Below are 26,815 nucleotides of genomic sequence, written 5' to 3' on the forward strand. Positions count from 1 at the left end.
CCTCACTCGGCCAGCTCGAACCTCGCAACGGTTTCGTAGATCGGCCCCTTCGGCGTCAGCGTGCTCTTCTTCAGCTCTATGGCCTCAACATCGAACTCTCCGAAGTCCTCGTTGGCAAGGTCTTTGAGCGCCATCGCCAGCTCCAGTTTGTCCCTCACGAACTTGACGCGGCCGATGGTTATGTGGGCCACGAAGTCCTTCTCCTTCTTGAAGCCCAGCCTTCTCATCTCCCGCTCAACGTCGGCCGCTATCGCCTTTATCCCCTCGTCGTTCTCTATTCCAGCCCAGATTACGCGGACGTAGTTCGGGTTCGGAAAGACTCCTATCCCCTTAACCCTGGCGCGGTGCTTCTTGTGCTTCTTCGCTATCTCCTCCAGGGCCCTCTTGACTTCCTCTGCGGTGACTTCGTCGATCTCTCCGAGGAACTTGAGCGTGACGTGGAAGTTCTCGCGCTCGACAAACTTTATTTTGGCCGATTTGCTCCCTATCCTCTCCTGGGCCTTCAGAAGGTTGTCGCGGACTTCGTCGTTAACCTCAATGGCTATGAACGCCCTCATATCACCACCGAGAAAAGTTGGGGGAGGAGGTTAAAGAGGTTACTCCCTGACAACGACCGGGAACTCCTCCCAGGGGAAGACTATCCACTTGTCGGTGCGGAAAACGTAGAAGTCGGGAACCACCTTCGTCCAGGGCTTCATGCTGAGGCAGGCGATTCTGACGTCTTCCGCGCCGGCCTTCTTGACCTCCTCGATGACGACTTCGAGGGTCTTCCCCGTGTCGCTGACGTCGTCGACTATGACGACCTTCTTGCCCTCCAGCGAGCCGTGGAGGGGTATCGTTATGACCGGCTTCTCCATCCTCTCGTCGATGTCCTTGTAGAACTTGACGTCGATGACCTTGACCTCTAGGTCACCGAGGATGTGGCTGAGTCTCACTGCCGGAATCAGGCCACCCCTCGCGACTCCGACTATGACATCGGGCACAAAGTTCTTTCTAAGTTCGTCCGCGAGCGAGAATATTGCCCTGTCCACCTGCCACCAGGTGAGGTAAACTTTGTCCATCTCAACACCTCCGAATAGCGTGAGCTCTGAAGGCCACAACTTAAGGCTTTCGGCTGATGGGTAGAAGTTAAAGTCCTTCGCTTAAAAAGCCTCCGTTGGCAGAAAAATGTTAAAAGCATTGAATGAAAATATGAACTTGGGAGGCCTATGAGGGAGGGCATAGGTAGCGTGGTTGCTGTGTATCCCCTTCTCCTGGTGATTTTTACAGCGTATGTGATATTTGTCCCAACTGCGGAGAGATGGCCGGACGTTGGAAACTTTATGCTATGGGCCGTTCTTGCTGTTGTAATTGTGTACGTCGTTAATTCATTAAGGGACGATAAGCTTCACGGGGAACTCGCGGCAAAGTTTCGTAACAGTGAAAGAACTATGATTACTGGGGCGATTCTTACCTTCTTGTGGGCAATCCTTCCTATCCCTGCCAGATACTCGTTGCCCGTTCTTTGGACGTTGATCGCCTTTTCATTCTACAGGACTTATAAAATACGCCTCGAAGAAATGGGGTATAAAGGCTGAGGATGACCTCAGCTTATCACACACTTGCTCCAGCCGCAGCGCGGGCAGGTTGCACAGCCGCTCTCCATCCTCAGCTCGACGAGTTCTCCGTCCTGCTCGTAGCAGACCGGGCAGTAGGCAACGCCGAGGAGCTCCCTTATCTTCTCCTCGGGCACGTCCGGCTTCTCCGCGTGGTGCGGGTGCTCGTGCATCGGTTTTGCCGCGACGGGCCTGCTTATAGAGAAGGTTATGCCAACGCTCTCTGTTTTCTCCTTCCCGTTGGTGCCGTTGAGTATCGCCTCAACGTTGATGAACTTGGAGAGCCAGGGCTCGGCCTCAACAACTGCTTTGAGCTTCTCCACGGCGTACTTGCTCGGCTTGGCCTTGACGCGCTGCTTCTTCTCACCCTCGACGCTGTAGACCTGCACCGAGAGCGAGCCGTCGCGGTAGACGGTTATGCCCTTACAGCCGAGCTTGTAGGCGAGTAGATAGGCAGCTTTGACGTCCTCAACCGTTGCGTCGTTGGGCATGTTTATGGTCTTGCTCGCGCTGTCGGTCAGCCAGAGCTGGATGTTCGCCTGGGCCAGTATGTGGTCGAGCCAGTGGATGTCCATGGATGTGACGAAGATCCTCTGCATGTCCTCTGGAATCTCCTCAAGGCCCTGGATCGAGCCGTAGTTGTCGCTTATCTTCCTGAGTATCTCGTCGCTCCACAGGCCGCGCTTCTTCAGCTCGGCCTCGAAGACGGGGTCGACGTAGTAGAACTCTCCAACGGTAACGCTCTTCTTGTAGACGAGCGCGAATATCGGCTCGATTCCGCTGGATGTGTCGGCTATCATTGAAACTGAGCCCGTCGGCGGGCAGGTCGTGGTCATTCCGTTCCTGACCCCAAACCTCTTGACTTCCTCGGCCAGCTCGTCCCAGGGAAGGCTCCAAATCTCGCGGTGGTAGTAGCCTTCGACCGGGAGTTCGCCGTCTTTGTATGCAGACTTCTCGTAGAGCGGGAAGGGTCCGCGCTTTTTGGCGGCCTCGACTGAGTATTTGTAGGCGTAGAACGTGAGGTACTCGGTGGCCTTCCTCATGAAGTCGTAGCCCTCTTTGCTGTTGTATGCTATGCCGAGCTTGAATAGCGCATCGGCGAGACCCATTATTCCAACCCCGATGCGCCTCGTCAGCTTGGTGTTGCGGTCTATCTCCGGCAGCGGGAACTTGTTGACGTCTATGGCGTTGTCGAGGTACTTGGCGACCTTCTGAATGACATAGGCGTACTCGTCCCAGTCGAAGTATGGCTTGCCTTCCTCGTCGTACTTCACGAACTTTGCGAGGTTTATGCTCGCTAAATTGCACGATTCGTAGTCGTAGAGCGGCTCTTCTCCGCATGGGTTGGTCGCACGGATTTTTTCGCCCTTTGCGGGCTCAAGAACGTTCCTCTTGTTGATAACGTCGAAGAACACCACACCGGGGTCTGCCTTCGCCCATGCCATGTAGGCGAGCTCCTCGAATAGGCTCTTGGGGTCTATCTCCTTGACCCTCTCGCCGGTCCTCGGGTTGACGAGCGGGTAGCGCTTGCCTTCTCTAAGGGCCTCCCAGAAGTCGGCCCATATTCCGACGCTGATGTTGAAGTTGCTGAGCACGTTGGTCCCGATGTTCTTCTCCTTGGCGTGGATGAACTTCTCTATGTCCGGGTGCCAGACCTCGAGGATGCCCATGTTCGCTCCGCGCCTTACGCCGCCCTGCTTGATGACGTCGCTGACGGCGTCGATGAGGTGCATGAAGGAAACGGGACCGCTCGCGGCTCCGGTGGTGGTTCCTACGAGGTCTCCCTCCGGGCGGAGCTTCGAGAAGTTCAAACCGGTTCCGCCGCCCATCTTCTGTATCATGGCAACGTCATGGGCCGCCTTCATTATGCTCTCCATGTCGTCCTCTATCGGCACGACGAAGCACGCCGAGAGCATGCCGAGCGGCCTGCCGGAGTTGATGAGCGCCGGCGTGTTCGGCATGAATACCTGGCTCGTCATCAGCCTGAAGTACTCCTCCACCTCGTCCTCGTAGCGGTCGAAGGCGCCGTTTTCGAGCATCTTTATTACATCGTCTATTGGAACCTTCATCTGGCCCTTCTCGGCCAGCTCGCGGTAGAGGTTGAGGAGCCTCTCGAAGTGGTACCTGTTGAGCTTGAACCTTCCGATGGAGAGCTTCCCCTCGTACTCGTCGAGGGTTCTCAAGTACTCCTCCACCCTGCTCAAGTCCTGCTCATGGTTTCCGTCCCTATCAAAAATCCTCTCGTCGTAGAGCAGGTCAGGGATGACCGAGAGAACGGCGACGCGCTCGAAGAGCTCCCTGGGGCTCTCAATTATCTCTCCCTTCTCGTTCTTTATCAGGTAGCGGGAAGCCAGAACGCGGAGGGCGTTGATGGAGAAGCGCTTGTCTATCTCGTCCAGCTTGTCCTTGTTGAGGATTTTCTTCTTCTCTTCACGAATCTCGGCCTTCTTCTTGCGGTAGAGGATGTAGGCCTTTGCAACATCGAAGAGGCCTGCGCGCATGAGTTCAAGCTCGACTATATCCTGAATGTTCTCTATGTGTGGGGTTTGACCGTCGTAGAGTTCGTTGACCCTCCTGACGACCCTTCTAACCACCTTGTTGAGGAGCTTCTCGTCGCGGACGCCGACTTCAAGCATTGCCCTTTGTATAGCCCATTTTATACGGTCTTTATCGAACGGGACAATTCTGCCGTCCCTTTTCATCACTTTTTCAACCGGCATATAAACACCCCTGACATACAGCTGTTTATCGTTGCCCCCATTAGTAGAAGCATCAGCAGAACTCTATGCCGGCCACTCCTACATATACCTTACCCCGTTGGAAGTTGCCGGGGTGACGAATTTATGCCCCGAACTTTGCCTCCCGGGTAAAGGGGTAGAAAAGGGGAATGTCGGATAATTTATCCAAATGTCAAAGGCCCTCGTAGACCAACTTGAGCCTGTAGGCATGTTTGAGCTCCTCCCCAGCCATCATTTTGAAGATGTGCCCCAAAGATCCGTCCAGTATCTGGGAGAGCCTCGTGTAGAGCTCGTAGGCGTGTTTCTCCCTCACGAGGGCTTCGAGGACCAGCTCCTCAAGGGTCTTCGGCTTCGCCCTCTCGTCGCTCAGCATGGGTTCCAGGGAGAGGGATTCGAGGTAGTCTATGACCGCGGTTTCCTCCAGCGTTCCCTCTGAGAGCATCTTTTCAAGGGTTTTCCTGTGCCTCAGCTCCTCTTCGGCCATCAACTGGAATGTCTCGACGAGTTCGGGCCTCTCGAAGGTGGCGAAGGTCTCACCGAGCTTGTGAAGGTTGTAGAGCTCGTTCTCCTGCCATATCAGTCTCTCCAGGAGTTCTTGGAGCCTCATTCCGATGCCTCCATGAAGGTCTTCAGGTAGTCGAGCAGTTCCTTAACGCTGGGGAGGACGAGGTCGGGCTTTATCCTGGTTTCTTCAACGTCTTTCAGCGTGTTTACACCGGTTAGAACCATTACCGCCTTCATACCGAAGCGCTTGGCGAAGACCATGTCTGTGTCAAGTCTGTCACCGATCATCCAGATCTCATCAACGCCATCGAGCTTGCTCCTCGCTACCTCGTAGGCCGGTTCGTTGGGTTTGCCTATTATCAATGGCTCGACGTCCGTTGAGGCCTTCAGCGCGGCTATTATTGAGCCCGCGCCGGGGTAGATGCCCTCCTCGGCGGGATACGTTGTGTCCGGGTTGGTGCCGATGAACCTCGCGCCGTTCCTTATCGCCAGCGTGGCGTATTTGAGCTTCTCGTAGGTTAAACCGGGGTCGAGGCCGACGACGACGTATTTTACTTCCCTCCAGGCTCCTTCTCTGGCTTCGTCGACGTCAACGATTCCCCAGCCTAGGCGCTCCATCTCCCTGTGAAGCCCCTCGCCGCCGATGACGAAAACCTTCCCGGGCTCGAAGTGCCTCTCCATGTAGAGCCTCGTGGCGAGGCCCGAGGTGAGTATGACATCCTCCGGGACGTCGATGCCCATCGAGAGGAGCTTCTCGCGGTACATAGAGGGGTCTTTGGTGGAGTTGTTGGTTAGAAAGATGAATGGAACGCCCGCCTCCTTCAGAAGGTTTATCAGTTCCCTCGCTCCATCAACGGGCTCGTTTCCCCGGTACAGAACACCGTCCATGTCAAAGATGAGGGCGATTTTTCTCCGCATGGAAAAAGAATGGATGGAGGGTTTAAAAGTTCACTGCTCCGCGTTGAGCTTCATGTTGACGAGAACCCTGTCGGTCTGGCACTCGTTGCCGGCTTCCTTCGAGAACTCCACCGTCATCGTGACCCTGAGCGTTTCGCCCTCCTTGAGCGGCCTGTCTATGAGTTCTATTTCCTCTCCGCTGAGTTCCTTCAGGCTCTTTCCCTTTACCGAATCGACTGTCCATGAATCGTTGCCGAGGTAAACCTTCAGCTCCTTCACTATCAGGTATTCGCTGAGCTCCCCGACATCGGTCGTGTTGTCGACGGCCTTCTCCGCGGGACTCATCGTACCGTCCTCGAGGTCGCTGACGTGGAGAACCATCGTCAACCTGGAGACGTCTATGTCCCCGCGGTTCTTGACGTAGAAGCTGAAGGTTCTCTCGTCGCCCGGCTTGAGGTTCGAGAACTCGAAGAGTTTGGCATCGTTGTAGAACCTGCTCCCGTCCTTGCTTATGGCTATGTCGAACTCCCCGGAGCTTATCTCGTTGTTCTCCGAGAGGGCAACGTCGGTGAAGAGGGACCTGGCCGGCCCGGCGAGTATCAGGAGGGCCACAAGGAGGCCAATCGCTACAACTTTCACATGTTTCATATTACACCACCCAAGATAGTATTCTCGGAAGGATTACGCAGAAAGAGCTTATAAAATTTTCTCTCAAAATGGTAAAAATTGGGTCACGGTTTTACGTTGACGTTGAGCTTGAGGGACTGTATCGTCCCGTTAACAGCCTTCAGGATGAGGTTCTTGGCTTCAGTTTCCGCGTAGTTGCCGTCGGGTGGGGCAGGGGGCAGTTCCGGCGGTTCGTCCTTGAAGAGCAGGAACCACACCTGCCATTTTCCGGGCTTGTCTATGCTGAAGGTGTAGTTTGTCTCGAACTGGGGCGTCCAGTTGCCCTCGATGTTGACCGGAACGTTCGGCAGAGTCACGTTGAACCAGCCGGGCATCGGGTACATCTCGTGAATTATAGTCGTGTTGGTGGTGTTGTCCCACGTTAGGTTGACCAGCCATATCTGGACGTAGTAGGTTACGTTGCGGTGCTCGTGGTTGACTATGCCGATGATAACCGTCCCGTTCTGGCCGACTTTGAGGTCCGTCGGATAGTTGTCGGCTATTCCGTCCGGGCCGAGGATGTAGAACTCGGTGAAGGCCTCGCTGGGCTTTGGGTGCGTTACCACGTAGGCGAGGGTTCCGATGGATGTGATGATGGCGATTATCAGGATCACCGTTAGGGCCTTGTCGAGCTGACTTGAGCTTTCCCATTCGAGTTCTTCCTTGAGCCGTTTGACTGTTATCCAGGGTATCCACGGCTCGAAGGCCTTCGAACGGCGGTATATGGCTATTATCGCGAAGGCAACGTTGAATATTGTGAGGCTGACGAGTATTGGAATGAGCCTTATGCCCCAGGGGGTGTAGTTCAATCCGAGGCCTATGAGCGGGACTATCGCTATGCTCAGGCCGAAGCTGAGGGCGAGCCTTTCGAGGTTGTCCAGCTCCTTCTTTTCGGGGAATAGGGCGGTTATGAAGACGTAGCCTGGGAAGAAGAGTACGAAGGCCAGGCCGAGGGCCTTTCTCGCTAGACTGTCCGGAGCGTAGAATATGAGTAGGTCTAGGATTATTGAGAGCACTATGATTGTGAGCAGATCCCAGTGTTTCTTCCAGTTCATTTCATCCACCCGGTGATGATACTGCTGTTTCTTTCGACTTTAAAGCTTTATCTCGCCTCTGCAGAATTTCCAGAGGGGCACGAATCTGATCTTTTGACCTTCGATGGTTTCTTCTTCCTCGTAATCGTAGGTCACTACAGTGGTGCTTTTTGTTGGAACTAGTTTTGATGCCTTAATGAGTCCGTTGACTTCTCGTTTCCATGTGTCTGGTCCTTCGACTGTGTAGGATACTTGGATGAGGTTGAAGCCGTTTCCTTCTCTAACTGCGAAGTCAACTTCCCAGGTGGGGGTTTTAATGTAATAGACTTCCTTTTCAAGTCTTCTTAGGTGGAGGTATGTGAGGTTTTCCATGAGCCTCCCAAGCTCGCTCTTGGCTCTGGGGGTTGATGCTGTGATTATGCCGTTATCGATGATGTAGATTTTTGGGAGGCTTTTCTCGCTTTCCTTGATGGGGCCGAGTTTCTTGAGGGGGAAGACGAAGAATGCGTCCTGTAGGTATCTGAGGTAGTCGGATAGGGTGTTTCTGCTGACATCTACGCCGGTTCCCTTCATGTACTTCGCGGTTCTGCTGAGGGAAATTTCTCGAGCAAAAGAGCCGGTTAGGAGCTTGATAAACAGTTTCAGTGCGCGGAGGTTCTTGACGCCGTGCCTTTCCACGATATCCCTGTAGAGCATGACTCCGAGGTATTCCTCCAGCAGTTTTCTTTTTATTAGCCTGTTTTCTTCGAGGGCAACTTCAGGAAAGCCGCCCCAGAGGAGGTATTCTCCCATAGTCTTTTTAATTGCTGCTCGCTTTTTTGTTGATGCTCCAGGTTCAACCCCTTTGGCGTTAATGAACTCGTTGAAGCTGAAGGGAAACAGTTCAAAGTGAATTCCTCTGCCCCTGAGCTGGGTTGCTACTTCGCGCGAGAGCAGTTTTGAGGATGAACCGGATATGAAAACCGTGAATCCCATGCTAACTGCCCGTTTCACGAAGAGTTCCCACTTGTTTACTTCTTGGATTTCGTCTAATAGGAGGATGCCGCTTTTTTCTCCGAACTCCATGTGGAATAGGTCCAGGAGCGTGGAGAGTGTTTTGGTGTTTGGGGGGTACAGTCTGTCATCATCAAGGGGTATGTAGAGGGCTGGTTTTCCTTGGGAAAGCAGGTCCTTGTACATCTGGAGCAGATAGAATGTTTTTCCGGCTCTTCTTGGCCCTATAAGTGCTATGGCCTTGGGGAGGCTGGGAATGGGTATTTTGAGCTCTCTTTGGACTCCAGAAACTTTAACCTCCCTGTAGTCCTCGACGACTTCTCTTACCGTTTCAATCATGGCATTTGTTATGATGCAAGAATTTAAAAAAGTTGCTATTTTTAGAGTGCAAGTTTATCCACCAGTGATGATCGAGTACACCTTTCCCATTACGATTATCGCGAATATAACTATTAGGAGCTCGACGAGAGGCTTCACGCTCTCCTTCTGCTCCCTGCTGAGGAAGAGACTTCCCACCTCTATCGTTATCAGGAGGCCTATCAGCGTGAGGGTTAGGAATACGCCGACGCTCTTGGCGGCGAGTGCCGCTATGAGGACCCAGAGTGAGAGGAAGAGGAGCATGTAGTCCTCTACATCCATTCCTGGACTCCCCCGAGTTTTCTCGCGGTTATCTCGATGCCGTAGTCCTTTGCCTCCACCCTCTCCGTGAGCAGCAGCTCCCCCGTGGCCTTCGCGAGGGCCAGGAGCACGGAGGCGCAGAGGGGGCAGGGTGTTTTCTCGCAGTTCTCGGGCTCGCACTTGATATCGGGCTGGATGATGATTCTGAGCCCCTCACCCTTCTCTTCAATGTAAACCTTCTTTGCCAGCCCCAGTGCCCTTAGGACCGAACCCGCGGCGCTTTCGACCGTTGGTATGCCGGAGGAATCGAGGGGACCTTCAAGGTGTTCCTCGTACTTCTCGACGAGTGATGCTCCGAAGGGGCCGAGGAAGAGTCCCATTGCCTTTTCGTTTGGGACGTCTGTTAGGAAGACCGTTTTCTCATCCAGTCTCGCCAGATCTAACTCGAAGTTCTCGTGGAGGGGGATGAAGACTCCTCCCCTCGGGAGGTTCTCGTAGGGGGGTATGTAGACGGCGTTTCCGTTGAGGGCCAGGTTCTCGGAGAACGATGAGAAGACTCCGGCGTAGGGCTCCATGAGGTTCTCAATGGCTTCTTTTTTCACGTATTTGGATGATTTGAACGTGAAGACCACTGCCCCCAGGAACGCCCCGGCTATTCCTATGTTCATCAGGCTAGTGTTTGTGCTGAGGAAGCCGTGGAGTGCAAGTGCACCGCCGCCTAGCACCAGTGCAGCGCTAACTAGGTCCTTGATCTCCATCTTTACCCCGACTTCACAACGACCACTAACCTTATAAAAGATTTCCCCCGAGAAGGCCTTGATTGATATGAGGGGCTTAATTCCGTTGTTCTTGGTCTCGCTGCTCGTAACGGCGGGTTTACAGGTGGTTTCCGCCTCTGGAACCAATTACTACTCGGCTAGTTCGAACGATCATGGTGCCTACGTTTATTTCACGTCTCTCATATCCGACTTCGAGGCCCTCTACGATCAGGTTCTGGCCGAAAATGACTCGGCTTTAAACGTCTCCTCGCGGCTTTACGGGATTACAAACTCCACCTACGAGACGCTCATAGTCTATTCCTCAATCGGGATAAACGATAAAGTTCTCTCCCTGGCGTCCGAGTTTCAAAAGCTCGGTGAGTGCTCTTTCTACGTATCCTCAGGCAGCCTATCCTTCCGGAGGGGCATGGAGGAGGGTGATTACGTTTCGGCCAGAAACGCCCTCCTGCTGATGGAAACTGGCCTTTCCTCCTGTCGGGAGGCGGTTAACTCGATCTCGTCGGTGGAACTTGTCGGGGAGAACAACGAGAGCCTGAGGTTCGATGTAACCGGTTTATCCTCCAAGCTCGATGGGGTTGAAGACCTAATCGGGGAGTACAGACGTGCCCTCGATGCCGCGGAGGTGCCTTCGAACTTCTCGGTCTTCATCTCCAAGGAATCGCCTATGGTTCTGGACAACGTCACGATATTCGGATACGCCCCCAACATGAGCTCGGTTCTCCTCGTGGTGAACGGAACCCTCTACACGCCCGAGCTCGGCAACGGTACCTTCCGCCTCGTGTACTCCTTTCCCCGAACGGGCACCTACGAGATCTATGCGGTGGGTGTTAACTCCAGCGGCTCCTTCAGGTCGAACGTTCTCCTGGTTAACGTGACCAGAATTCCGACGAGGATAATCGCGGAGGAGAGCCGCGGCGAGGCGGTTACGGTTTCGGGATATCTCCTCGACTACTGGAGCAGAGGGGTAGATAGAGTGCCGCTAAAGCTTGTCGTTGGCGGTGAGGCTTACCCCCTCGTGACTGACCCCGAGGGGTTCTTCAACGCCACGGTTAACGTTTCCTCCGAGGTGAACGCGACCGTACTGTTCGCTGGAACCTCCCTCTATGCTCCCTCAAACGTCACCCTGCTTCTCCTTCCGGCCAAGCTGAGGCCCACCATAAGGCTCTTCTACGAGGGTGGGAGCGTCAAGGCCGGCGATACGGTCACGATAACGGGAACCGTTACCCCTGACCTATCGATCCCGCTCGTGATCTACGTTGATGACTCTCCTTACACCACAATCACCGCCCGCGGGGACTTCTCCTTCCAGGTTCAGCTTGGCGAGGGAACGCACGAGGTGTACGCGTACTTCCCGGGCAGCGATGAGCTCCAGGCGAGTGGATCCAACGTGATTCAGATAACCGCGGCTCCTATCAGTTACACCACCAGGATTCTGCTGTTGCTGGCCTTCCTTCTCCTTGCGGGGCTTGGATACAAGTTCCTGACCCGGGAGAAGGTGCAGCCTGCGGTGGAAGAGGTGGCCGGGGAAAGGCCAGTGGAGGCTGAATTCGGTGAAGCTCCCCCGGACGTCCTTGGAGCCTACAGGGTGGTCTACCGCTTCCTCAGGAGACTCTATTCGTTGCCCGGTTCGATCACCCCCAGGGAAATGCTCTCGAGGCTCAGGGGTGAGCCCTTCTACAACGACCTGGAAAAGCTGACGGTGATGCACGAGAGGGGTCTCTACGCGAGGATGAGGTTCGGGATTTCAGAGGCTCTCGGTGCAGTCAAGAGGGCCTCCCGCGTGATAATAACCGCCATCGTGAGGGATGAGCTTTGAACAAGGTGGCCTACGCGATACTGCTGATAATCGGGGTTTCCCTCCTGGTCATGCCCATGTCCGTCCCCCGCTTTAAGAGCGATGCCGCATACAGCGTGCTCAACACGGAATGGAACGGCCTGTCGAGCTTTGGAAAGCTCCTCTACAAGAGCGGGGAGATAACCCCGGTTCTCGTTCCCTACGATTCCCTCGGTCTCGGGAAGATGAACGGCACCCTCATCGTGGTGGGCCCCGATGTGGACTTCTCTCAGAGGGAAATAGAACAGGTTAGGACGTTCCTTGAAGGTGGAGGGACGCTCATACTGGCCGATGATTTCGGCACCGGCAATGAGTTGCTTGAAGGGTTGGGACTTCCCCAGCGCTTCTCGAAGAAGCCCGTGACGGGCCTGACCTACCTCAAGAACTACGAGTTCCCGGTAACGAGGGAAATAACCGACGACGCACTCTCGACGGGGGTTAACTACCTCGTGATGAGCAGGCCCGCGGTCGTCCTCAACGCCCAGAACCCCGCTGTCTACACGAGCAACGCTTCAATGCTCAACGGCGAATACGGTGCCTTTCCGCTAATGGACGTTGTTTCCTATGGAAAGGGCAGGGTGATCCTTATATCGGATCCCGACATCTTCACCAACGCCCTCTTCCCCCAGAACGAGCCGTTCCTCCGGAACCTCATTGGCTCGCTCCCCAAGAAGACCTTCTACGTAGACGAGGCTCATCATGCAGACTTCAATCCCTACTCAACGGGAACCATCGTCATCAGGCGGGCGGTCAACAGGGAGCTGGTGTTCTACTACGTGCTGTTCATAGCTGCTCTGGCTTTCTTCATCGAGAGCGGCCTCTTTGGCCTCCTGCTGGATAAGCTATTCGCCCTCTTGGGCCGCTTCTTCCGGGAGGAACGGCAGGGCCTCGACGAGATTATATCGAGGCTTGAGGAAAGCGGCCTCGATGGGGATAAGTTAAAAAAGATACTCCAAGAAATCGAGACTGGGTCGAAGCTGGGTGGTGGTCATGGACGGTAGGGAATTCATGGGGAGACTGAAGAAAGAGGTGGGCAAGGCCGTCGTTGGTAAGGAGGACGTGATAGAGCTCCTCACGATAGCCCTCCTCTCCGAGGGGCACGTGCTCATCGAGGGAATCCCGGGTGTGGCGAAGACGACCATAGCCAAGGCCTTCTCGAGGGCCATAGGGTTAAGCTTCTCAAGGATACAGCTCACCCCGGACCTTCTTCCGGCGGATATAATCGGCGTCTTCTACTACGACCAGAAAACAGGGGAATGGACGACGAAGAAGGGCCCGATATTTGCCAACGTTGTCCTGGCGGACGAGGTAAACAGGGCCCAGCCAAAGACCCAGAGTGCACTCCTGGAGGCAATGCAGGAGATGCAGGTAACCATCGAGGGCACCACTTTTCCCCTCCCCAGGCCGTTCCTCGTGATAGCCACGATGAACCCCTTGGAACATGAGGGCGTTTACGTTCTCCCTGAGGCCCAGCTTGACAGGTTCATGCTGAAGATCGAGATAGGGTTCCCCAGCAAGGACGAGGAGATGGCGCTCCTCAGGAGGAAGAGCCTCGGGGACTTCTCCGACGTCGAGCCTATAGTCACCCACGAGGAGCTAGTTGGGCTCATATCCGAAGTGAAGAAGGTTGAGGCCAGCGACGAGATACTGGAGTACATCTACTCGATAATCTCCGCCACAAGGAGCGATGAGAGACTTCTCTTCGGAGCCTCGCCGAGGGCTGGAGAGCACCTCCTCTACGCCGCCAAGTCATCGGCTTTCCTCGACGGCAGGAGTTACATCATCCCAGACGACGTCAAGAAGGTCGCTCTACCCGTGCTCACCCACAGGCTCGTCCTCAAGGTTGAGTACGAACTCGAGGGTGTGAAGGTCAGGGACGTTGTGGAGGATATCCTCAGAGAAACCGAGGTCCCGGTGTAGTCGATGACAAGGGAGGACTTTCTCTTCATCCTTGCCTTCCTCCTCATGGTCGAAGGTTATCTGGCCGAGACGGTGTTCCCGGCGGTTCTGGGCATGCTGATAATCCTCTACATCTACGGGGTTAGGAGCGTCGTGGATCTCTCAATCGAGGGTGAGGTAATCCTGCGGGAGGCAAAACTCGAGGAGGGGAAGTGGCAGGTAGCGGAACTTCACGTTAGGAACCTGGGCGGAGATGCAGTTGTGAAGCCCCTTGTGAAACATGAGGATTTTGAGGTCGAGGGTATTGAGCCGTTTTTCCTTCCTTCTGGGGAGGAGCGCCTCATCGAGTACCGCTTCAGGCCCCTCAGGAAGGGGAAGTTTGCCATTGGCCCGGTTGAGGTAATCGCTGAGGATCCGCGTGGGCTGTACGTTGAGAGGTTCTCCATAGGTCCTGAGGTAGAGGTTAACGTCTATCCCTCCGTGGAGAGCATAAAGGACGCCGCCAGGGTGGAGCACAACCTCCGCCTGGCCGAGATCTACCGGAAGGGCCAGCTCTTTGGAGCGGAGGGTCTCGACATCAAAGATCTGAGGGAGTACCAGCACGGCGACGACTTCAAGAGGATAGACTGGAAGGCCAGCGTGAGGCTCGGCGAGCTTATAGTCAGGGAGTTCATAAAGGAGGAGAACGCCGACGTTTACATATTCCTCGACAACACGAGGGAGATGCGCAAAGGGCTTAAGATGGCAAAGATAGACTACGCCGCGGTTCTGGCACTCCAAGTGGCCTCAAACCTCGTGAGGCGCTACCGCGTGGGACTGGTTGTCTACGACGATGTCAGCGCCGATATCGTGAGCGCTGGAAAAGGCCCCGCCCAGCTTGAGGCAATTAGGAGGAAACTCGGCCTTAAGGGTGAAAAAGGAGCCATGAGCCTCCGCTTCGAGACTGGCTTCTCGATCGGTGAGAAGGCGCAGGAGTTCCTCAGGAAGGTCCTTCCGCTGAGGAAGGGCAGGCAAGGACCCCTTGGGATCTTCGAGGCCCTGAGCCTGCTCAAGAATCCCTCCTTTATAATACTCATCACGGACCTCAGCAATCCAACCCAGACCTACCGCGCCGTGGCGAGGGCATTGAGAAGCCACAGGGTGCTGATACTCTCCCCGAATCCGGTTCTCTTCTACAGCGGCGAGCTGGACGAAACGACGCTCAGGAGACTGTACCGCGCGTACAGTGAGAGGGAAGGGCTCCTAAGGAAGTTCAACGCTCTAGCTCCTACCATAGACCTCGGCCCGAGCGACTACATAAGGGAACTGGCGAGGGTGGTGTGAATGATAGGTGTCGTGGCATCGATACTTGCGGGCTTTGTTGCCGGAACGTACATCACGCTGCTCGCTCCACTCGTCTACATCCTCGCCCTGAAGAACCGAGACCTTGGACTCGTGGCGTATTTGATATACATCCTCTACCTTGGAGGTTCCGTTGAGGCTTCGACACTCTACTCGTACTCCGGACTCGTGACGACACTGGCGCTTTCCCTGGCGTCGATACTGCTCCTCGACGACGTTCTTAAGAGAAAACCCACATTCGGGAGGGTAGAACTCCTGACGACCCTCTTCATGGTGGTCGGTCTAGTGGTGCCGGAGGCGTTCCTGGCAGGGGTTATGTTCTACTTCCTGCTCAGGTTCAGGCTGGGCGTTGGGATTTTCGCGTTCCTGGTCGCAATGGTTTCCGTCTTTCTGATCTTCCGTTCGTCCCTCGATTTCCCAGGCTCTGCGGCAACTCAGGCCTTGGTGGTGTCAGCGTTTGGAATATTTCTGGCCGTTTCGAGCCTCGTTTGGAAAAATCTTAAAAAGAGGGAGATGTTCAGATTATACCGGAACTTCGGGCATTAGACTAACCCTTAGTTTCATTCAACTAACTCGGTGATACCATGCGGACTCTGATAGTGATTCCGGCTTACAACGAGGAACTGATGAATACTCTACCTTGTGTCTGTCATTTGGAGGCGTGGTAGATGCCAGAGAAAAAATTAGACTCTCAAAACATTACGATACTGATACCCACGAAGAACGAAGAAGGGGCTATTGGCGAAGTTATAGATGGTTTTAAGGAGCTTGGCTACACCAACATTTTTGTTATAGACGGCCACAGCACCGACAGGACAAGGGAGATAGCAGAGAAAAAGGGTGCCACTGTCGTTCTCCAGAGCGGTAAGGGTAAAGGCCAAGCCGTTGCAGAGGCATTCAAGATGATTGATACCGACGTAGTTGTCATGATAGATGGGGATGGAACCTACGATCCTAAAGACGTTGAGAGGCTCATTCAGCCGATTGAAAGGGGAATAGCTGAACATGTTATTGGGAATCGGCTGGAAAACTTTGAGAAGGGCGCCTTTACAAAGTTGAATCTCGTTGGAAATAAAGTTTTCAATTTTCTCTTCCGTTTCATGTATGGTGTGGAGGTTCACGACCTCCTTACGGGGTATAGGGCCCTTACTAGGGAAGTTTATAAGAGTGCTGAGCTTGAGAAACATGGTTTCGAGGTTGAGACCGAACTGACAGTTGAAACGATTGCCAAGGGCTTCCGCATTGCAGAGGTTCCGATAAGCTATCGTAAGAGAAAGGGGAAGGCCAACCTCCACCCCATAAAGGATGGCTGGAGAATAGGGAAAACGATAATAGAGTTGATGGTGAGGTACAATCCTGGCAAATACCTATATCTCTTAGGTTTCCTCTTCTTGATGATTGGACTTGTTACGGGATTCTACGTTGTTGAGGAGTGGCAAAGAGGAGTTACCCACTACCTACTTGCCCCGCTCACGTCGATTTTTGTTATAACTGGAATTAACCTTGTTATATTCGGTTTCGTCCTAGGGTACATCTTCAAGAGCATGGCAGGGTTAAAACGGGAGTTAAGGAGTATTCAATACTGTACCAAAAGTCGAGAATCAGAACGAGAAAACAGGTGATGTGATGCAAAAGCCCAAGATTGCAATAGTTGGTCTGCGGGGAATTCCATCAAAATATGGGGGGACAGAGACATTTGTAGAAGAGCTAACTACCAGATTAAAGGACAGATTTCAATTCTACGTTATGCACGAGGACACCAAATTCTTCGAAGATGAATATGATGGGATAATAAGAGTGCATTCTCCCGCAGTTGAGAGCAAAAGCACGAGTATACCTTCCATCAATGATTTTCTTAACGCCGCATATACTCTATCAAAACACAGGGAAGAAATTGAACTGTTGTACTTTCTCGGACCCGATAGCTCGGTAGCAGCTATCTTAGCAAAGCTAGCAAAGAAAAAAATCCTTATAAATCCTGACGGCGTTGAATGGAGGCGTTTAATAAAAAGGAGCCAATTTGTACCTTTCCACATCTTCCCGGTGTATCTTGCGACGATGGTTTACATGTACCTGATGGAATACCTGTCCTGTAAGCTACCAGATATCGTGGTAGCGGATTCCATTGGGATCAAGAAACATCTTGAAAAACGCCATAATCCAAGAATGGTCGTCTACATCGCCTACGGTGCGAGGGAGCTTCTCCCTTCGACTCTTTCCACAGATGAAGAAAGGAATATTCTTGAGAAATTTGATGTGGAGCCCAACGGCTATTACCTGACGGTTGCTAGGATTGTGGCGGAAAACAACATTCACATGGAGATCGAAGGATTCCGCAAAGCCAAGTCTGCCAAGAAGCTTGTTATAGTCGGAAATTTCAATAGGAAAGACCCGTACACGAGATACCTCTTCAAACTGAAAGGTGACAGGGAGGATATACTTCTCCTCGACCCAATATATGACAGAGAAGTCCTTGGAGTCTTGAGGAAGAACTGCTTTGCTTACATTCATGCCTACGAAGTTGGGGGAACGAATCCCTCCCTGCTTGAGCAGATGCTGTTTAAGAGGCCGATACTGGCATATGATGTGCCGTTTAATAAAGAGGTTCTTCAGGAAGGGGGGGTATACTTTAAAGATGTTGAAGATTTAGCTGACAAAATGGAGATGCTTGAAAAAGGAGAGCTTGATTTAAGGAATATAAGGAAGACACAGGTCACGAGGATAAGGAGGCAATATAATTGGGAGAAGGTTGTAGGGGAATATGAGAGAGTGTTTAGGGTGTTGATTGGGAGGGGGTAGTAGTGAATATAGTTTCTTGTGATATTCTTATTAATCCCCTTAGGATACATAAAAATGAAGGAGCTTCCGAGTATTTAGTTAGAGTTATTAGTCATGTTTGTGGAGATAGCCCTAACTTGTTTGTTATTACTCCAACGGATGCTGTTGATGTGCCATTTGCAAGTACTATATTTCAATTTAATCCTCTTGGAGGAATTGGCATTGCCTTTTTAGAAGTCAATATAAGCTACTGGAAGTCGGTATTTAAGTTAATAAAGGAAACAATGGTCAAGTGCAATAACACTATACTTTTTCATAATTTCCATTTCGGATCAATTGGATCAATTATTCTTTCTAAAATCTTAAAAACAAGACTCGTTTATATAGCTCATGATGTTGAGGTGGACAGATATGCTCAGGACAGTATATCAATTGAAGAACAAAAAGTCGTGTCTGTACTTAAAATTCTGACAAAAGTGTATGAATTTTTTGCCACTCGCGCCGACAGGATAATATCTATTTCTCATAGTGACAAGCGTAGGCTATCAGAGTTATACGGTCTCCCCTTGGAAAAAATTACCGTAATCTCCCCAAAAATCTCAGATAGTAGAATTTCCCCCAAAAATGAAAAAAGGATCATGACTAAAAGATCTGATATAGCAGTTGTTTTCCATGGCTCATACAAATACCTGCCAAATAAAGAGGCTATGGAAATTATCCGGGGAGGTATATCCAAGAATATATCTTACGAAAATGTTCAATTTTTAGTTTTTGGTTCTGGCTCTCCGAAGGTTCATGAAGGAAAGTTTAGGTCATTGGGATTTGTTGATAATATTTACGAACTCTTATCCTCCTGCGATATAGCGATTGTCCCCTTGAAACGGGGCGCAGGAGTTAAGCTTAAGATGCTGGATTATATGGCTGCGGGATTGCCGATAGTGACGACTAAAAAAGGGACCGAGGGGTTAGATTTAGTGAATGGCAAGCATGCAATAATCGTGGATGATGTAGATGAAGGATTTGTAAAAGCAATTGAATACTTGATAGAGAATCCAAAAATAAGAAGAAAGTTGGGGCACAATGCAAGAAACTTAGCCAACATGAAATATTTTGAGGGGGAACAATAATGAGAAAAGACTTGTGGAAATTATTAATAGTAATTCTCCTCCTTATCAATACAATAACTATATGGACGTATCTCCTAAGAAAATATTATATAATATACTACAACCTTCAAATATACAATCTAATATCCCTTGTAACCTTTGTGCTTGTTGTGATGGGGATAATTGTTCATAAAAGAGACATTAAAGGCACTGGCATACTACTTGCGGGTGTTATGGGGATCTCTCTTCTTCTTGCTGTTCCACTTTCTTTTTATCCTTATGTAGTTAATAACCCCGACGTAATAAAAATGTTGCAATTGACTTCCCTCCTACTAAACAGAGAGTTTGAACTAGCGAGGCACATTGACTATAGTGCATTTCCAGGATTCTCATACATTGTTGGTACAATTAGCGTCATTATTGGGATGCCACTGAGAGTAAAACTTGCATCGCTCGTGTATATTCTTTCCTCTTTTGTCTTCCTGTTGACAGTAATTGCTCTTGGTAAGTACTCGAACTGGATTGGTATGTATCTTTTAGTTTTGTTTTCTTCAGGCTTTATATACTCCTTCGATTATCTTTCGCCTCAGCTGTTTGGTCAGATTCTGCTTATAACTTCCTTAATTATGATACTAAATAACAAACTCACAAATAACACCCGCTTTGTAATAATATTTCTGAGTTATTGCGGAGCAATCTTAACACATCCGGAAAGTACATTAATGTTACTTGTTGCGTTTTCACTGTATTTCGGGATCACTACTTTTACTACTGGAAAATCTGTGAGTATTACATTGATGGGAACAGTATTGTTACTCATCACGCTTATTGCGTATGCTACATTCTTTGTATCCTCAAGCGGTCCAGGATATATTTTAAAGACTGCTATGGCCTTTCTTCTGAATATAAACGAAATCATACTATACCTGTTTACACGAGGAAGCAAATCTGTTGTCACGTCTGCTTCAATAAAACCTCAGTCTATTATCGTGCTTTCTCAAGCTAATATTTTATATAACGCCTCTCTACTATTGCTCGCTATTTATGTTTTCTGGAAGCACAGAAGGGAATTCCTTGGTTATGGGATTTTAATGTTTTCCTTTATTATTTCTGCTGGCATATTCCTATTTATATTTGGTTTTTCATCTGGGCAGTTTGTTGGCAGATCCGCATTTGGTGTCTCTTTAATTCTGGCTATTTTAGTTGCTCGATATATAATAAAAAGGCAGGACAAAATAACAATACTCTTTACAATATTTTCAGTACTCATACTTCTTTTTGCAACATTTCCAGCTCGTGTCGCGCCACAAGAATGGAACGTTCATGCAGAAAATTATTATCCACCAGTATACTTTATCGTAAATCATTACACTAGAGAATACAAAACGATATACTATTTTTTATATCCCAACGTTGGTGTATCCATTCGAGAGGCAAACTATGTTATCCTACCTACTGGGCAAAAAGTATATGTCTCTGGAATGGGGAGGTACCTTGGATGGGATGCAGAAAAGATCATTCGTAGATTAACAGTTCAAAATAGTATTGTATATTCAAACGGATTATCTAGTATAATAATTTCAGAGCTTAAGTAATAAACAATCGGGGGGATATACGGTGAGATACACAAACAAATTGGCAACAATTAAAAGATACTACAAAGATTTCAACTGGTGGAAAAATACGTTCATATGGTATATAAGCCCCTTAGTTTACAGAAAAAACGAAGGATTTTCTGTAACATCGGAATACTGGGATTATTTAATAATTCTTGATGCGTGCCGTTTTGATATTTTTAAGGAAGAAATCAAAAAAACAGGGCTATATAATCAAGGTACACTTGAATACCGGATCTCCAGTGGATCAATGACAGCAGAGTTTCTACTAGAAAATTTTGAAAAAGGAGAATTCAAAGATATCGTGTACATAACTGCTAATCCCTTTGTTGACATGCTTCTTAAAGGGAAATTCTATAGGATAATCCCCGTCTGGAAGGATGGATGGGACAGCAAGCTGAATACTGTACACCCCAAAACAGTTTATCAGTACACATTAAGAGCATTAGAGAAGTACCCAGAGAAGAGATTTATAATACATTTCATGCAGCCACATTTCCCATATTTGACCTTTAGGCCACCTGGCGATACAGGATTTTCAAAACATAGAGAAGCCGCTCTAGCGGGGCAATCACAGTGGAGAGACAAAACTATCTGGGATCTCGTTATGGACGGCACAGTTCCTCTGGGCAAAGTCAAGGAAGCATACAGAGACAACCTTCGAATAGCACTAAAATACGTAGAATTGCTGGTACCTCATTTAGCGGGGAGGATAATAATCACTTCTGATCATGGGGAAGCATTCGGAGAGAAACTTCATCCGCTAATTCCGCTAAAAATTTATGGACATCCAAGACATGTACGGATACCTGCATTGATAAAAGTTCCTTGGTTTGTTATAAGTAAACCTCCTAAAAGAAAATGGTCCTCAACAGAGGAGATGAAGCTAAAAAGAACCATTAGCGCATTAAGACTAAAGGGTAAAATCTAAACAAACCTTCCCAAAATCTTCTTTACAACCTTCAACTCAACCCCCAATCTTTTCTCTATTACCAAAAGCAACTCAACATCTTCCATATCAATGCTCCCGCTCAGGAGAACCAGGAGCAGGTACACCCCAGTGAACACTACTAAAATAGGAATCGCACACCAGATACTTGAAACTCTCAAGTGCAATCCCAGAACCAGCCCCAGCAGAACAAAACCAATAACCAGCGACTTAAGATAGCTCTGGCCAAGGGGATGAATCCCAGTCTTCTGATAAAGCCTGAGGGAATTTAAAACGTTCATGGCAAAATATGAAGCGGTAGTTGCGACAGCCGCACCCTCAATACCATAGTGGGGTATCAGAAGGATGTTTAATGCCACATTTATTCCAGCTGAGATTAAAGTAGAATACATTATGAAATTGCTCTCCCTGATAACAATTAAACTCCAACCGTTCAGCCCCAAAAGCGTATGGAACATAAAGCCCAAAGCTAGAATTTGAAGCGCTGGAGCCGCCGAAATATATTTGGCTCCAAAGAAGAGGTTTATAGTGGCCGCAGGAAATAGAAAGATCAAAGCAAACAGCGGAAAAGTGCCCAGAAATATCCATTTAGTCAGAATTTGATACACCCTATTAAGCTCATTAATTTTTCCATGGGTATAAAGAACGGTGGCCAAAGGCGGAAAAATCAATCCTGCAGAATTCAAAAATATTGGCAAGAGCTTGGCGATCGGAGCGGCACCGTTATACAGACCAACAACATCAGAACCCAAGTAGTAACCGAGCATCAGAGTATCCGTCCACGTCATTACAAAACCAGCAATACCCGTCAGCATGAGGGGGATTGAGAATTTAACCAGCTCTTTCCCAAGATTTGAACTTAGGGAAATCCTGAATTTAAGCAGGTCATCTTTCCGGATACTAAACATTAAAGCCAGAAATGTCAAACCCCAAGCAGCAACGTGGGCACCAAAAACAAACGCAAACGGCAACTCCAAAAACGCTCCAACAACAACAAAGGCCATAAAAAGCATCGGATAAATTATGTTCTGGAAATATACCTGCTCCCTGACCCTTCCAAAGCCCCTCGATATCGAGATAATGACTCCGGTCAGTGCCCAGAAGGGAAGGGCAAAGACCGCGATTCTCAGCGCTCCCACCAATCTCTCATCGCCGAAGAGCCGAGAGATGCTTTCCACACCGGCGAAGAGGATGGCCGTCCAGACCAAGCTGTTTACCGCCACAATCATTAGTGCTGTTGAGGTCAAATCCCCGACCTTTGATGGCTCTCTCTCTTTGTAAAAAGCAACTTCCCTAGGCAGAGCATTCTGAAAGCCGAGCGTAGCTATGACGAGGACAATGCTCAAAACGGTTAATGCTAGGTTAAAAACCCCGTACTCTCCAGTAGAAAAATATCTTGCTATTACTGCCCTGCTCAGGAATCCAAAGAACATCGAGATAATAGTTCCTGCAAAGACAATCCCCGTCCCTCTGGCGATCTTTTGCAAAATCTGACTTGCCTCGCTCATTGTAGGCACCCGAAATGTAGCAACCCTTTCATGACAGGCCTATTATTCAGCATTCAAAGGGAGGTGTCCGGTCTCCCTTAGATACTCTTCCAATCCCTTTCTCCACTCAGGCATTCTTATGCCAAGTTCGTGAAGTCTCATGTTCTCCAACGCTGAAAACCTCGGCCTTCTAGCCAGCCTGCTTAACTCACTCGACTTAATTGCCCTTATTCTAACCTCCCAGCCCAGGATTTCGAATATCGCCCTAGTGAACTCGTACCACGAACAGTAACCCTCGTTCACCATGTGATAGATGGCCCATTCTGGCTGGATCTTCAAAAACTCCTTCAGAGTTCTGGCGACGTCCCTCGTATATGTTGGACTCATGAACTGGTCGTCGACTATCCTCAGCTCCTCCCCGCGCTTCGCCCTCTTGATGACCCAGTTCGCAAAGTTTCCACCCTTTCCGCTCGCTCCAGCTTTTCCATACAGGCTTGCGACTCGGATAATGTAGTACTTCTTAGAATAATTCTTTGTGAGGATTTCGCCTACGTACTTGCTTGCCCCATAAACGTTTATCGGATTCGGAACATCCTCTTCAGTGTAGGGTTCTCCCTTTTCTCCATCAAAGACGTAGTCCGTGCTGATGTACACATTGATGGCATCAATCTCGCTAGCAACCCTCGCAACGTTCAGAGCGCCAATAGCATTGACCACAAAAGCCTTCTCCGGATAAAGCTCTGCATCATCAACCCTAACATATGCGGCAGTGTTGATAATAACGTCGGGCCTCAACTCTCTCAGAACCTTCAGTGTCTCTGGAATCGTGACGTCTAAGTCAGCGTGAGTTAGAGGAATCACTTCAAACGAGAGGTCTTCCCCCAAAACCCTCACTAAGTCGCTTCCAAGCTGGCCGGTGGCACCGATTATTGCAACTCTCATTGAATCACCTCAGAAAGTCCATCCCTTTTCGATGGCCTCCCTCAGTGTTGGCCATTTCCTGTCCTTCTCAGAGACTGTGGGCTCATCAATCGGCCAGTCTATCCCTATCTCTGGGTCGTTCCAGATTATTCCGCCTTCATAGTCGGGGGCATAAACGTTGTCCACTTTGTAAACCACCTCTGCAACATCGCTCAGTACTAGGAATCCATGGGCAAAACCCCTCGGGATGTAGAGTTGGTATTTGTTGTGCTCCGAAAGTATCGCTCCAACCCACCTGCCAAAGGTCGGTGAATCCCTCCTCAAATCCACGGCAACGTCATAGATGACACCCCTAACAGCTCTCACAATCTTCGCCTGGGCGTAAGGTTCGCGCTGGAAGTGCAGACCTCTGAGCACGCCGTAGTTGGATTTCGAGTGGTTATCCTGGACGAATTCTCCTTTGATTCCGGCCCTTTCAAAATCCAGTTTCTTGTAAGTTTCCATGAAAAAGCCCCGCTCATCCCTGAAGACCTTTGGCTTGATTAAAATAACATCGGGAATTTCTAGCCTTTTAAACTCAAAGGGCATCATCACCACCCAGCTTCCAAGGCGTTGGGTGGAGAACCTTCTCGTTCACTAACGCCCTCCACCATGCCTCATTTTCGAGGTACCACTCCACGGTTAGTTTGATGCCTTTCTCAAAGTTGTACCGTGGACGCCACTTGAGATCCCGTGTTATCTTCCAAGAATCAAGCGAGTAACGGAGGTCATGGCCGGGTCTGTCCTCAACGAACTCGATGAGGGACTCATTCTTCCCAAGGAGCTTTAAAATCGTTTTAACGACCTTGATGTTGGTCTTTTCCTCGCCGGCCGAAATGTTGTATACCTCCCGTGGCTCACCTTTGAGGAGAACTGCTTCAACCCCTCTAACGTGGTCTTCGACGTAGATCCAGTCCCTCACGTTCTGGCCGGTGCCGTATATTGGAATCTTAAGACCCATGCTGGCCCTGATTATCGTCTTGGGGATTAGCTTTTCCGGAAACTGGTACGGGCCGTAGTTATTGGTGCACCTCGTTATGGACGCGTTAAGGGTGTAAGTTCTCGCCCAACCAAGGACGAGAGAATCCGCCGCCGCCTTGCTGGCAGAGTACGGGGAGGATGGCATTAAGGCGTCCCTCTCGGTGAAAGAGCCCTCAAGGATGTCACCGTATACCTCGTCCGTGCTTATGTGAACGAACCTGACCTCGGGATTGGATCTCCTGATGGCCTCCAGTATCGTGTAGACACCGATGACGTTGCTTCTCAGAAAGTGCTCGGGGCTGGAGATGCTCCTATCCACGTGACTCTCGGCGGCGAAGTTCACAACTGCATCGACTTTCTTCACGAGCGCCTTCATCAGCTCGAAGTCCGTTATGTCTCCCTTAATGAATGTATATCTAGGATCGCCTTCAATGTCTCTCAAATTCTCTGGATTTGAGCCGTAGCCGAGCTTATCGAGGTTGATTATCTCCCACTCCTCGTGCTTTTCCAAGGCATAGCGTATGAAGTTGCTCCCTATGAACCCCATTCCACCGGTCACTAAGAGCCTCATCGTTCCACCTCATAGGATTATGCGGGAGTTGTCTCCCACAACGAGCTTTCTACCGAATGGGTGGGAAGTACCATTTATTATCTTCACGCCTCTTCCAATGAGGCTTTCTACTATCCTTCCGGCGTTTCGTATCTCACTTCCCTCTAGTATAATGGAGTCCTCAATTTCGGTATTCTCAATGATGCAATTGTCGCCGACGCTAGTGTAAGGCCCAATATAGGAGTTCCTTATTACGACGTTCTTTCCTATTACAACGGGCCCTTTAATTACGGTATTGTCGTCTATCTCCGTTCCCTCTTCGATTACGACTCTCCCATGGATTCTTGCCCCTGTTTTTACCTTTATGTCTGCTTGTATGTCGTCTAGAATGAGTCTGTTGGCGTCGAGTATGTCCTCCGGCTTGCCAGTGTCCTTCCACCAGCCCGTTACCTTTGTCCAGCCAACGCGATAGCCATTGTCAATGAGCCATTGGATTGCGTCGGTTATCTCAAGCTCGTTCCTCCAAGAGGGCTTGATGTTTTCAACTGCCTCATGGATGACGGGCTTGAAGAAGTATATTCCCACCAAGGCAAGGTTGCTTGGTGGCACCTTGGGCTTTTCGACGAGCCTTTTGATGGTCTTCCCATCTTCGTTCAGTTCGGCCACTCCGAACTGCTGGGGATTGGACACCTCTTGAAGGAGTATGCTGGCATCAAAGTTTCCTTCTTTGAAGTGTTTCAGGTGCTTCACTATTCCTTCTCTAAGGATATTGTCGCCGAGATACATGACAAAGTCATCGTCATCGAGATAGTCCCTTGCGACCTTTATAGCATGTGCCAAGCCTTTTGGCTCTCCTTGATAAATGAACTCTATCTCCGCATCCCATTCAACGCTTTTTATAGTCTCCTTCACCTGCTCTGCGTTGGGCCCTACGATTATTCCAATCTCATGGATGCCAGCTTCAATGACGTCTTCGATGGCATAGAATAGGACTGGTTTGTTCGCTACAGGGATTAGTTGTTTCTGCTGTGAGTACGTTAAGGGTCTCAAACGGGTCCCGTGACCTCCCGAGAGAATAAGGGCTTTCATGATTAATCACCGCGGTCAATATTACATTAAAAAATAAAAAGTTTATCGTCATGTTCTTATCAGACACTACTTGATATTGATTTGTTAACGAAGGCATGAAAATTCCCAAAGATGAATACCTGACTCAACCGGGTAGGTTGAACTTATGTGTCCAATGCTTAGAAGCCGCGTGAATGTTTCACGCGGCTTTGTAGGGGATTAAAAAGGTACCCTCATTATAATCGGGTAGTATTCACTTGCAGTTATGCAAATTAACTCAACTCAATCTCAAAAACACTCTCGACCCTTGAACCATTAAGATAAGCCCGATTTGGGTTGTTTTAATTAACTAAAATGTGAGTCAACTGAGAGTAAAACATGAGTCAACCAAGTAAACAAAAAGAAAAGGAGCTCTGGTTAGG

26 protein-coding genes are annotated in these 26,815 nt (G+C 49.9%); 11 read left to right on the top strand and 15 right to left on the bottom strand.

What is annotated here, in order from left to right:
• Positions 1-2 precede the first annotated feature (2 nt).
• Positions 3-557 carry an RNA 2',3'-cyclic phosphodiesterase gene (gene thpR, locus A3L10_RS09535; protein WP_088867391.1) on the bottom strand — a complete coding sequence of 185 codons (555 nt, stop codon included), beginning with the start codon at positions 555-557 and terminating at the stop codon, positions 3-5.
• A gap of 39 nt (positions 558-596) precedes the next feature.
• Positions 597-1,061: a phosphoribosyltransferase gene (locus A3L10_RS09540; protein ID WP_088181493.1), complete on the bottom strand. Its 465-nt coding sequence runs from the start codon at positions 1,059-1,061 to the stop codon at positions 597-599.
• Between the two features lie 147 nt (positions 1,062-1,208).
• Between A3L10_RS09540 and A3L10_RS09545 the strand changes: the two genes are divergently transcribed.
• Positions 1,209-1,577 carry a hypothetical protein gene (locus A3L10_RS09545; RefSeq protein ID WP_088867392.1) on the top strand — a complete coding sequence of 123 codons (369 nt, stop codon included), beginning with the start codon at positions 1,209-1,211 and terminating at the stop codon, positions 1,575-1,577.
• Between the two features lie 8 nt (positions 1,578-1,585).
• On the opposite strand, the gene A3L10_RS09550 is transcribed toward A3L10_RS09545, so the two are convergent.
• From A3L10_RS09550 to A3L10_RS09585, 8 genes are all read right to left on the bottom strand, one after another.
• Positions 1,586-4,315, bottom strand: a complete 2,730-nt coding sequence (locus A3L10_RS09550) for an adenosylcobalamin-dependent ribonucleoside-diphosphate reductase (protein ID WP_088867393.1) — start codon at positions 4,313-4,315, stop codon at positions 1,586-1,588.
• A 190-nt stretch (positions 4,316-4,505) separates the two neighbouring features.
• The gene (locus A3L10_RS09555) at positions 4,506-4,940 is read right to left on the bottom strand and encodes a ferritin family protein (RefSeq protein WP_088867394.1); all 435 of its coding nucleotides are present in this window, start codon (positions 4,938-4,940) and stop codon (positions 4,506-4,508) included.
• Positions 4,937-5,755 (bottom strand): HAD-IIA family hydrolase, encoded by an 819-nt coding sequence (locus tag A3L10_RS09560; RefSeq protein ID WP_088867395.1) that lies wholly within the window; start codon positions 5,753-5,755, stop codon positions 4,937-4,939. The genes A3L10_RS09555 and A3L10_RS09560 overlap by 4 nt, the downstream gene beginning before the upstream one ends.
• A 30-nt stretch (positions 5,756-5,785) precedes the next feature.
• Positions 5,786-6,382: a TasA family protein gene (locus A3L10_RS09565; protein ID WP_088867396.1), complete on the bottom strand. Its 597-nt coding sequence runs from the start codon at positions 6,380-6,382 to the stop codon at positions 5,786-5,788.
• Positions 6,383-6,465: 83 nt separating this feature from the next.
• Positions 6,466-7,455 (bottom strand): DUF1616 domain-containing protein, encoded by a 990-nt coding sequence (locus A3L10_RS09570; protein WP_088867397.1) that lies wholly within the window; start codon positions 7,453-7,455, stop codon positions 6,466-6,468.
• Between the two features lie 39 nt (positions 7,456-7,494).
• On the bottom strand, positions 7,495-8,766 hold the full coding sequence (locus A3L10_RS09575) for an ATP-binding protein (RefSeq protein WP_088867398.1): 1,272 nt from the start codon (positions 8,764-8,766) through the stop codon (positions 7,495-7,497).
• Between the two features lie 54 nt (positions 8,767-8,820).
• Positions 8,821-9,066, bottom strand: a complete 246-nt coding sequence (locus A3L10_RS09580) for a hypothetical protein (protein WP_088181499.1) — start codon at positions 9,064-9,066, stop codon at positions 8,821-8,823.
• The gene (locus tag A3L10_RS09585) at positions 9,057-9,803 is read right to left on the bottom strand and encodes a hypothetical protein (protein WP_088867399.1); all 747 of its coding nucleotides are present in this window, start codon (positions 9,801-9,803) and stop codon (positions 9,057-9,059) included. Before A3L10_RS09585 ends, A3L10_RS09580 begins: the two co-directional genes overlap by 10 nt.
• 58 nt (positions 9,804-9,861) lie before the next feature.
• Here A3L10_RS09585 and A3L10_RS09590 point away from each other — a divergent pair, with 58 nt between their 5' ends.
• From A3L10_RS09590 to A3L10_RS09635, 10 genes are all read left to right on the top strand, one after another.
• On the top strand, positions 9,862-11,640 hold the full coding sequence (locus A3L10_RS09590) for an Ig-like domain-containing protein (RefSeq protein ID WP_157726933.1): 1,779 nt from the start codon (positions 9,862-9,864) through the stop codon (positions 11,638-11,640).
• A gap of 5 nt (positions 11,641-11,645) precedes the next feature.
• Positions 11,646-12,659: a DUF4350 domain-containing protein gene (locus tag A3L10_RS09595; protein WP_232461031.1), complete on the top strand. Its 1,014-nt coding sequence runs from the start codon at positions 11,646-11,648 to the stop codon at positions 12,657-12,659.
• Entirely contained in the window at positions 12,649-13,578 is a 930-nt protein-coding gene (locus A3L10_RS09600) for an AAA family ATPase (RefSeq protein ID WP_088867402.1), read from the top strand. Before A3L10_RS09595 ends, A3L10_RS09600 begins: the two co-directional genes overlap by 11 nt.
• A gap of 3 nt (positions 13,579-13,581) precedes the next feature.
• Complete coding sequence (locus tag A3L10_RS09605; RefSeq protein ID WP_088867403.1) at positions 13,582-14,880, top strand: DUF58 domain-containing protein; 1,299 nt, start codon at positions 13,582-13,584, stop codon at positions 14,878-14,880.
• Positions 14,881-15,444, top strand: a complete 564-nt coding sequence (locus A3L10_RS09610; RefSeq protein WP_088867404.1) for a hypothetical protein — start codon at positions 14,881-14,883, stop codon at positions 15,442-15,444. It abuts the gene before it with no gap.
• A 122-nt stretch (positions 15,445-15,566) separates the two neighbouring features.
• Positions 15,567-16,520 carry an S-layer glycoprotein N-glycosyltransferase AglJ gene (gene aglJ, locus A3L10_RS09615; protein WP_088867405.1) on the top strand — a complete coding sequence of 318 codons (954 nt, stop codon included), beginning with the start codon at positions 15,567-15,569 and terminating at the stop codon, positions 16,518-16,520.
• Positions 16,521-16,524: 4 nt separating this feature from the next.
• Entirely contained in the window at positions 16,525-17,697 is a 1,173-nt protein-coding gene (locus A3L10_RS09620; RefSeq protein ID WP_088867406.1) for a DUF1972 domain-containing protein, read from the top strand.
• Between the two features lie 2 nt (positions 17,698-17,699).
• Positions 17,700-18,803 (top strand): glycosyltransferase, encoded by a 1,104-nt coding sequence (locus tag A3L10_RS09625; RefSeq protein ID WP_088867407.1) that lies wholly within the window; start codon positions 17,700-17,702, stop codon positions 18,801-18,803.
• A complete protein-coding gene (locus tag A3L10_RS09630) occupies positions 18,803-20,377 on the top strand; it encodes a hypothetical protein (RefSeq protein ID WP_088867408.1) in 1,575 nt (524 codons plus the stop codon). Before A3L10_RS09625 ends, A3L10_RS09630 begins: the two co-directional genes overlap by 1 nt.
• A gap of 22 nt (positions 20,378-20,399) precedes the next feature.
• Positions 20,400-21,329: a hypothetical protein gene (locus A3L10_RS09635; protein WP_088867409.1), complete on the top strand. Its 930-nt coding sequence runs from the start codon at positions 20,400-20,402 to the stop codon at positions 21,327-21,329.
• Here the strand turns inward: A3L10_RS09635 and A3L10_RS09640 are convergent.
• The 5 genes from A3L10_RS09640 to A3L10_RS09660 are packed head-to-tail and all read right to left on the bottom strand — an operon-like array spanning position 21,326 to position 26,414.
• Entirely contained in the window at positions 21,326-22,855 is a 1,530-nt protein-coding gene (locus tag A3L10_RS09640) for a flippase (protein ID WP_088867410.1), read from the bottom strand. The genes A3L10_RS09635 and A3L10_RS09640 overlap by 4 nt on opposite strands.
• Positions 22,856-22,897: 42 nt before the next feature.
• A complete protein-coding gene (rfbD, locus tag A3L10_RS09645; protein ID WP_088867411.1) occupies positions 22,898-23,776 on the bottom strand; it encodes a dTDP-4-dehydrorhamnose reductase in 879 nt (292 codons plus the stop codon).
• Between the two features lie 9 nt (positions 23,777-23,785).
• Complete coding sequence (rfbC, locus tag A3L10_RS09650; protein WP_088867412.1) at positions 23,786-24,343, bottom strand: dTDP-4-dehydrorhamnose 3,5-epimerase; 558 nt, start codon at positions 24,341-24,343, stop codon at positions 23,786-23,788.
• A complete protein-coding gene (rfbB, locus tag A3L10_RS09655; protein WP_088867413.1) occupies positions 24,333-25,346 on the bottom strand; it encodes a dTDP-glucose 4,6-dehydratase in 1,014 nt (337 codons plus the stop codon). Before rfbB ends, rfbC begins: the two co-directional genes overlap by 11 nt.
• A gap of 9 nt (positions 25,347-25,355) precedes the next feature.
• Positions 25,356-26,414, bottom strand: coding sequence for a glucose-1-phosphate thymidylyltransferase (locus tag A3L10_RS09660; RefSeq protein WP_088867414.1), 1,059 nt, complete (start codon positions 26,412-26,414; stop codon positions 25,356-25,358).
• Positions 26,415-26,815 lie beyond the last annotated feature (401 nt).

It is taken from the genome of Thermococcus radiotolerans, assembly GCF_002214565.1.
In the GTDB taxonomy this organism is placed as follows: domain Archaea; phylum Methanobacteriota_B; class Thermococci; order Thermococcales; family Thermococcaceae; genus Thermococcus; species Thermococcus radiotolerans.

Bases quoted from the DNA above. Each gene is read 5' to 3' on its own strand.
- A3L10_RS09610 (WP_088867404.1), top strand. From the start codon at position 14,881: ATGATAGGTGTCGTGGCATCGATACTTGCGGGCTTTGTTGCCGGAACG.
- rfbD (WP_088867411.1), bottom strand. From the start codon at position 23,776: ATGAGAGTTGCAATAATCGGTGCCACCGGCCAGCTTGGAAGCGACTTA.
- A3L10_RS09560 (WP_088867395.1), bottom strand. From the start codon at position 5,755: ATGCGGAGAAAAATCGCCCTCATCTTTGACATGGACGGTGTTCTGTAC.
- A3L10_RS09660 (WP_088867414.1), bottom strand. From the start codon at position 26,414: ATGAAAGCCCTTATTCTCTCGGGAGGTCACGGGACCCGTTTGAGACCC.
- thpR (WP_088867391.1), bottom strand. From the start codon at position 557: ATGAGGGCGTTCATAGCCATTGAGGTTAACGACGAAGTCCGCGACAAC.
- A3L10_RS09540 (WP_088181493.1), bottom strand. From the start codon at position 1,061: ATGGACAAAGTTTACCTCACCTGGTGGCAGGTGGACAGGGCAATATTC.
- A3L10_RS09605 (WP_088867403.1), top strand. From the start codon at position 13,582: ATGACAAGGGAGGACTTTCTCTTCATCCTTGCCTTCCTCCTCATGGTC.
- A3L10_RS09630 (WP_088867408.1), top strand. From the start codon at position 18,803: ATGAGAAAAGACTTGTGGAAATTATTAATAGTAATTCTCCTCCTTATC.
- rfbB (WP_088867413.1), bottom strand. From the start codon at position 25,346: ATGAGGCTCTTAGTGACCGGTGGAATGGGGTTCATAGGGAGCAACTTC.
- A3L10_RS09580 (WP_088181499.1), bottom strand. From the start codon at position 9,066: ATGGATGTAGAGGACTACATGCTCCTCTTCCTCTCACTCTGGGTCCTC.
- A3L10_RS09555 (WP_088867394.1), bottom strand. From the start codon at position 4,940: ATGAGGCTCCAAGAACTCCTGGAGAGACTGATATGGCAGGAGAACGAG.
- A3L10_RS09585 (WP_088867399.1), bottom strand. From the start codon at position 9,803: ATGGAGATCAAGGACCTAGTTAGCGCTGCACTGGTGCTAGGCGGCGGT.
- A3L10_RS09570 (WP_088867397.1), bottom strand. From the start codon at position 7,455: ATGAACTGGAAGAAACACTGGGATCTGCTCACAATCATAGTGCTCTCA.
- A3L10_RS09600 (WP_088867402.1), top strand. From the start codon at position 12,649: ATGGACGGTAGGGAATTCATGGGGAGACTGAAGAAAGAGGTGGGCAAG.
- A3L10_RS09565 (WP_088867396.1), bottom strand. From the start codon at position 6,382: ATGAAACATGTGAAAGTTGTAGCGATTGGCCTCCTTGTGGCCCTCCTG.
- A3L10_RS09550 (WP_088867393.1), bottom strand. From the start codon at position 4,315: ATGCCGGTTGAAAAAGTGATGAAAAGGGACGGCAGAATTGTCCCGTTC.
- A3L10_RS09545 (WP_088867392.1), top strand. From the start codon at position 1,209: ATGAGGGAGGGCATAGGTAGCGTGGTTGCTGTGTATCCCCTTCTCCTG.
- aglJ (WP_088867405.1), top strand. From the start codon at position 15,567: ATGCCAGAGAAAAAATTAGACTCTCAAAACATTACGATACTGATACCC.
- A3L10_RS09575 (WP_088867398.1), bottom strand. From the start codon at position 8,766: ATGATTGAAACGGTAAGAGAAGTCGTCGAGGACTACAGGGAGGTTAAA.
- rfbC (WP_088867412.1), bottom strand. From the start codon at position 24,343: ATGCCCTTTGAGTTTAAAAGGCTAGAAATTCCCGATGTTATTTTAATC.
- A3L10_RS09640 (WP_088867410.1), bottom strand. From the start codon at position 22,855: ATGAGCGAGGCAAGTCAGATTTTGCAAAAGATCGCCAGAGGGACGGGG.
- A3L10_RS09620 (WP_088867406.1), top strand. From the start codon at position 16,525: ATGCAAAAGCCCAAGATTGCAATAGTTGGTCTGCGGGGAATTCCATCA.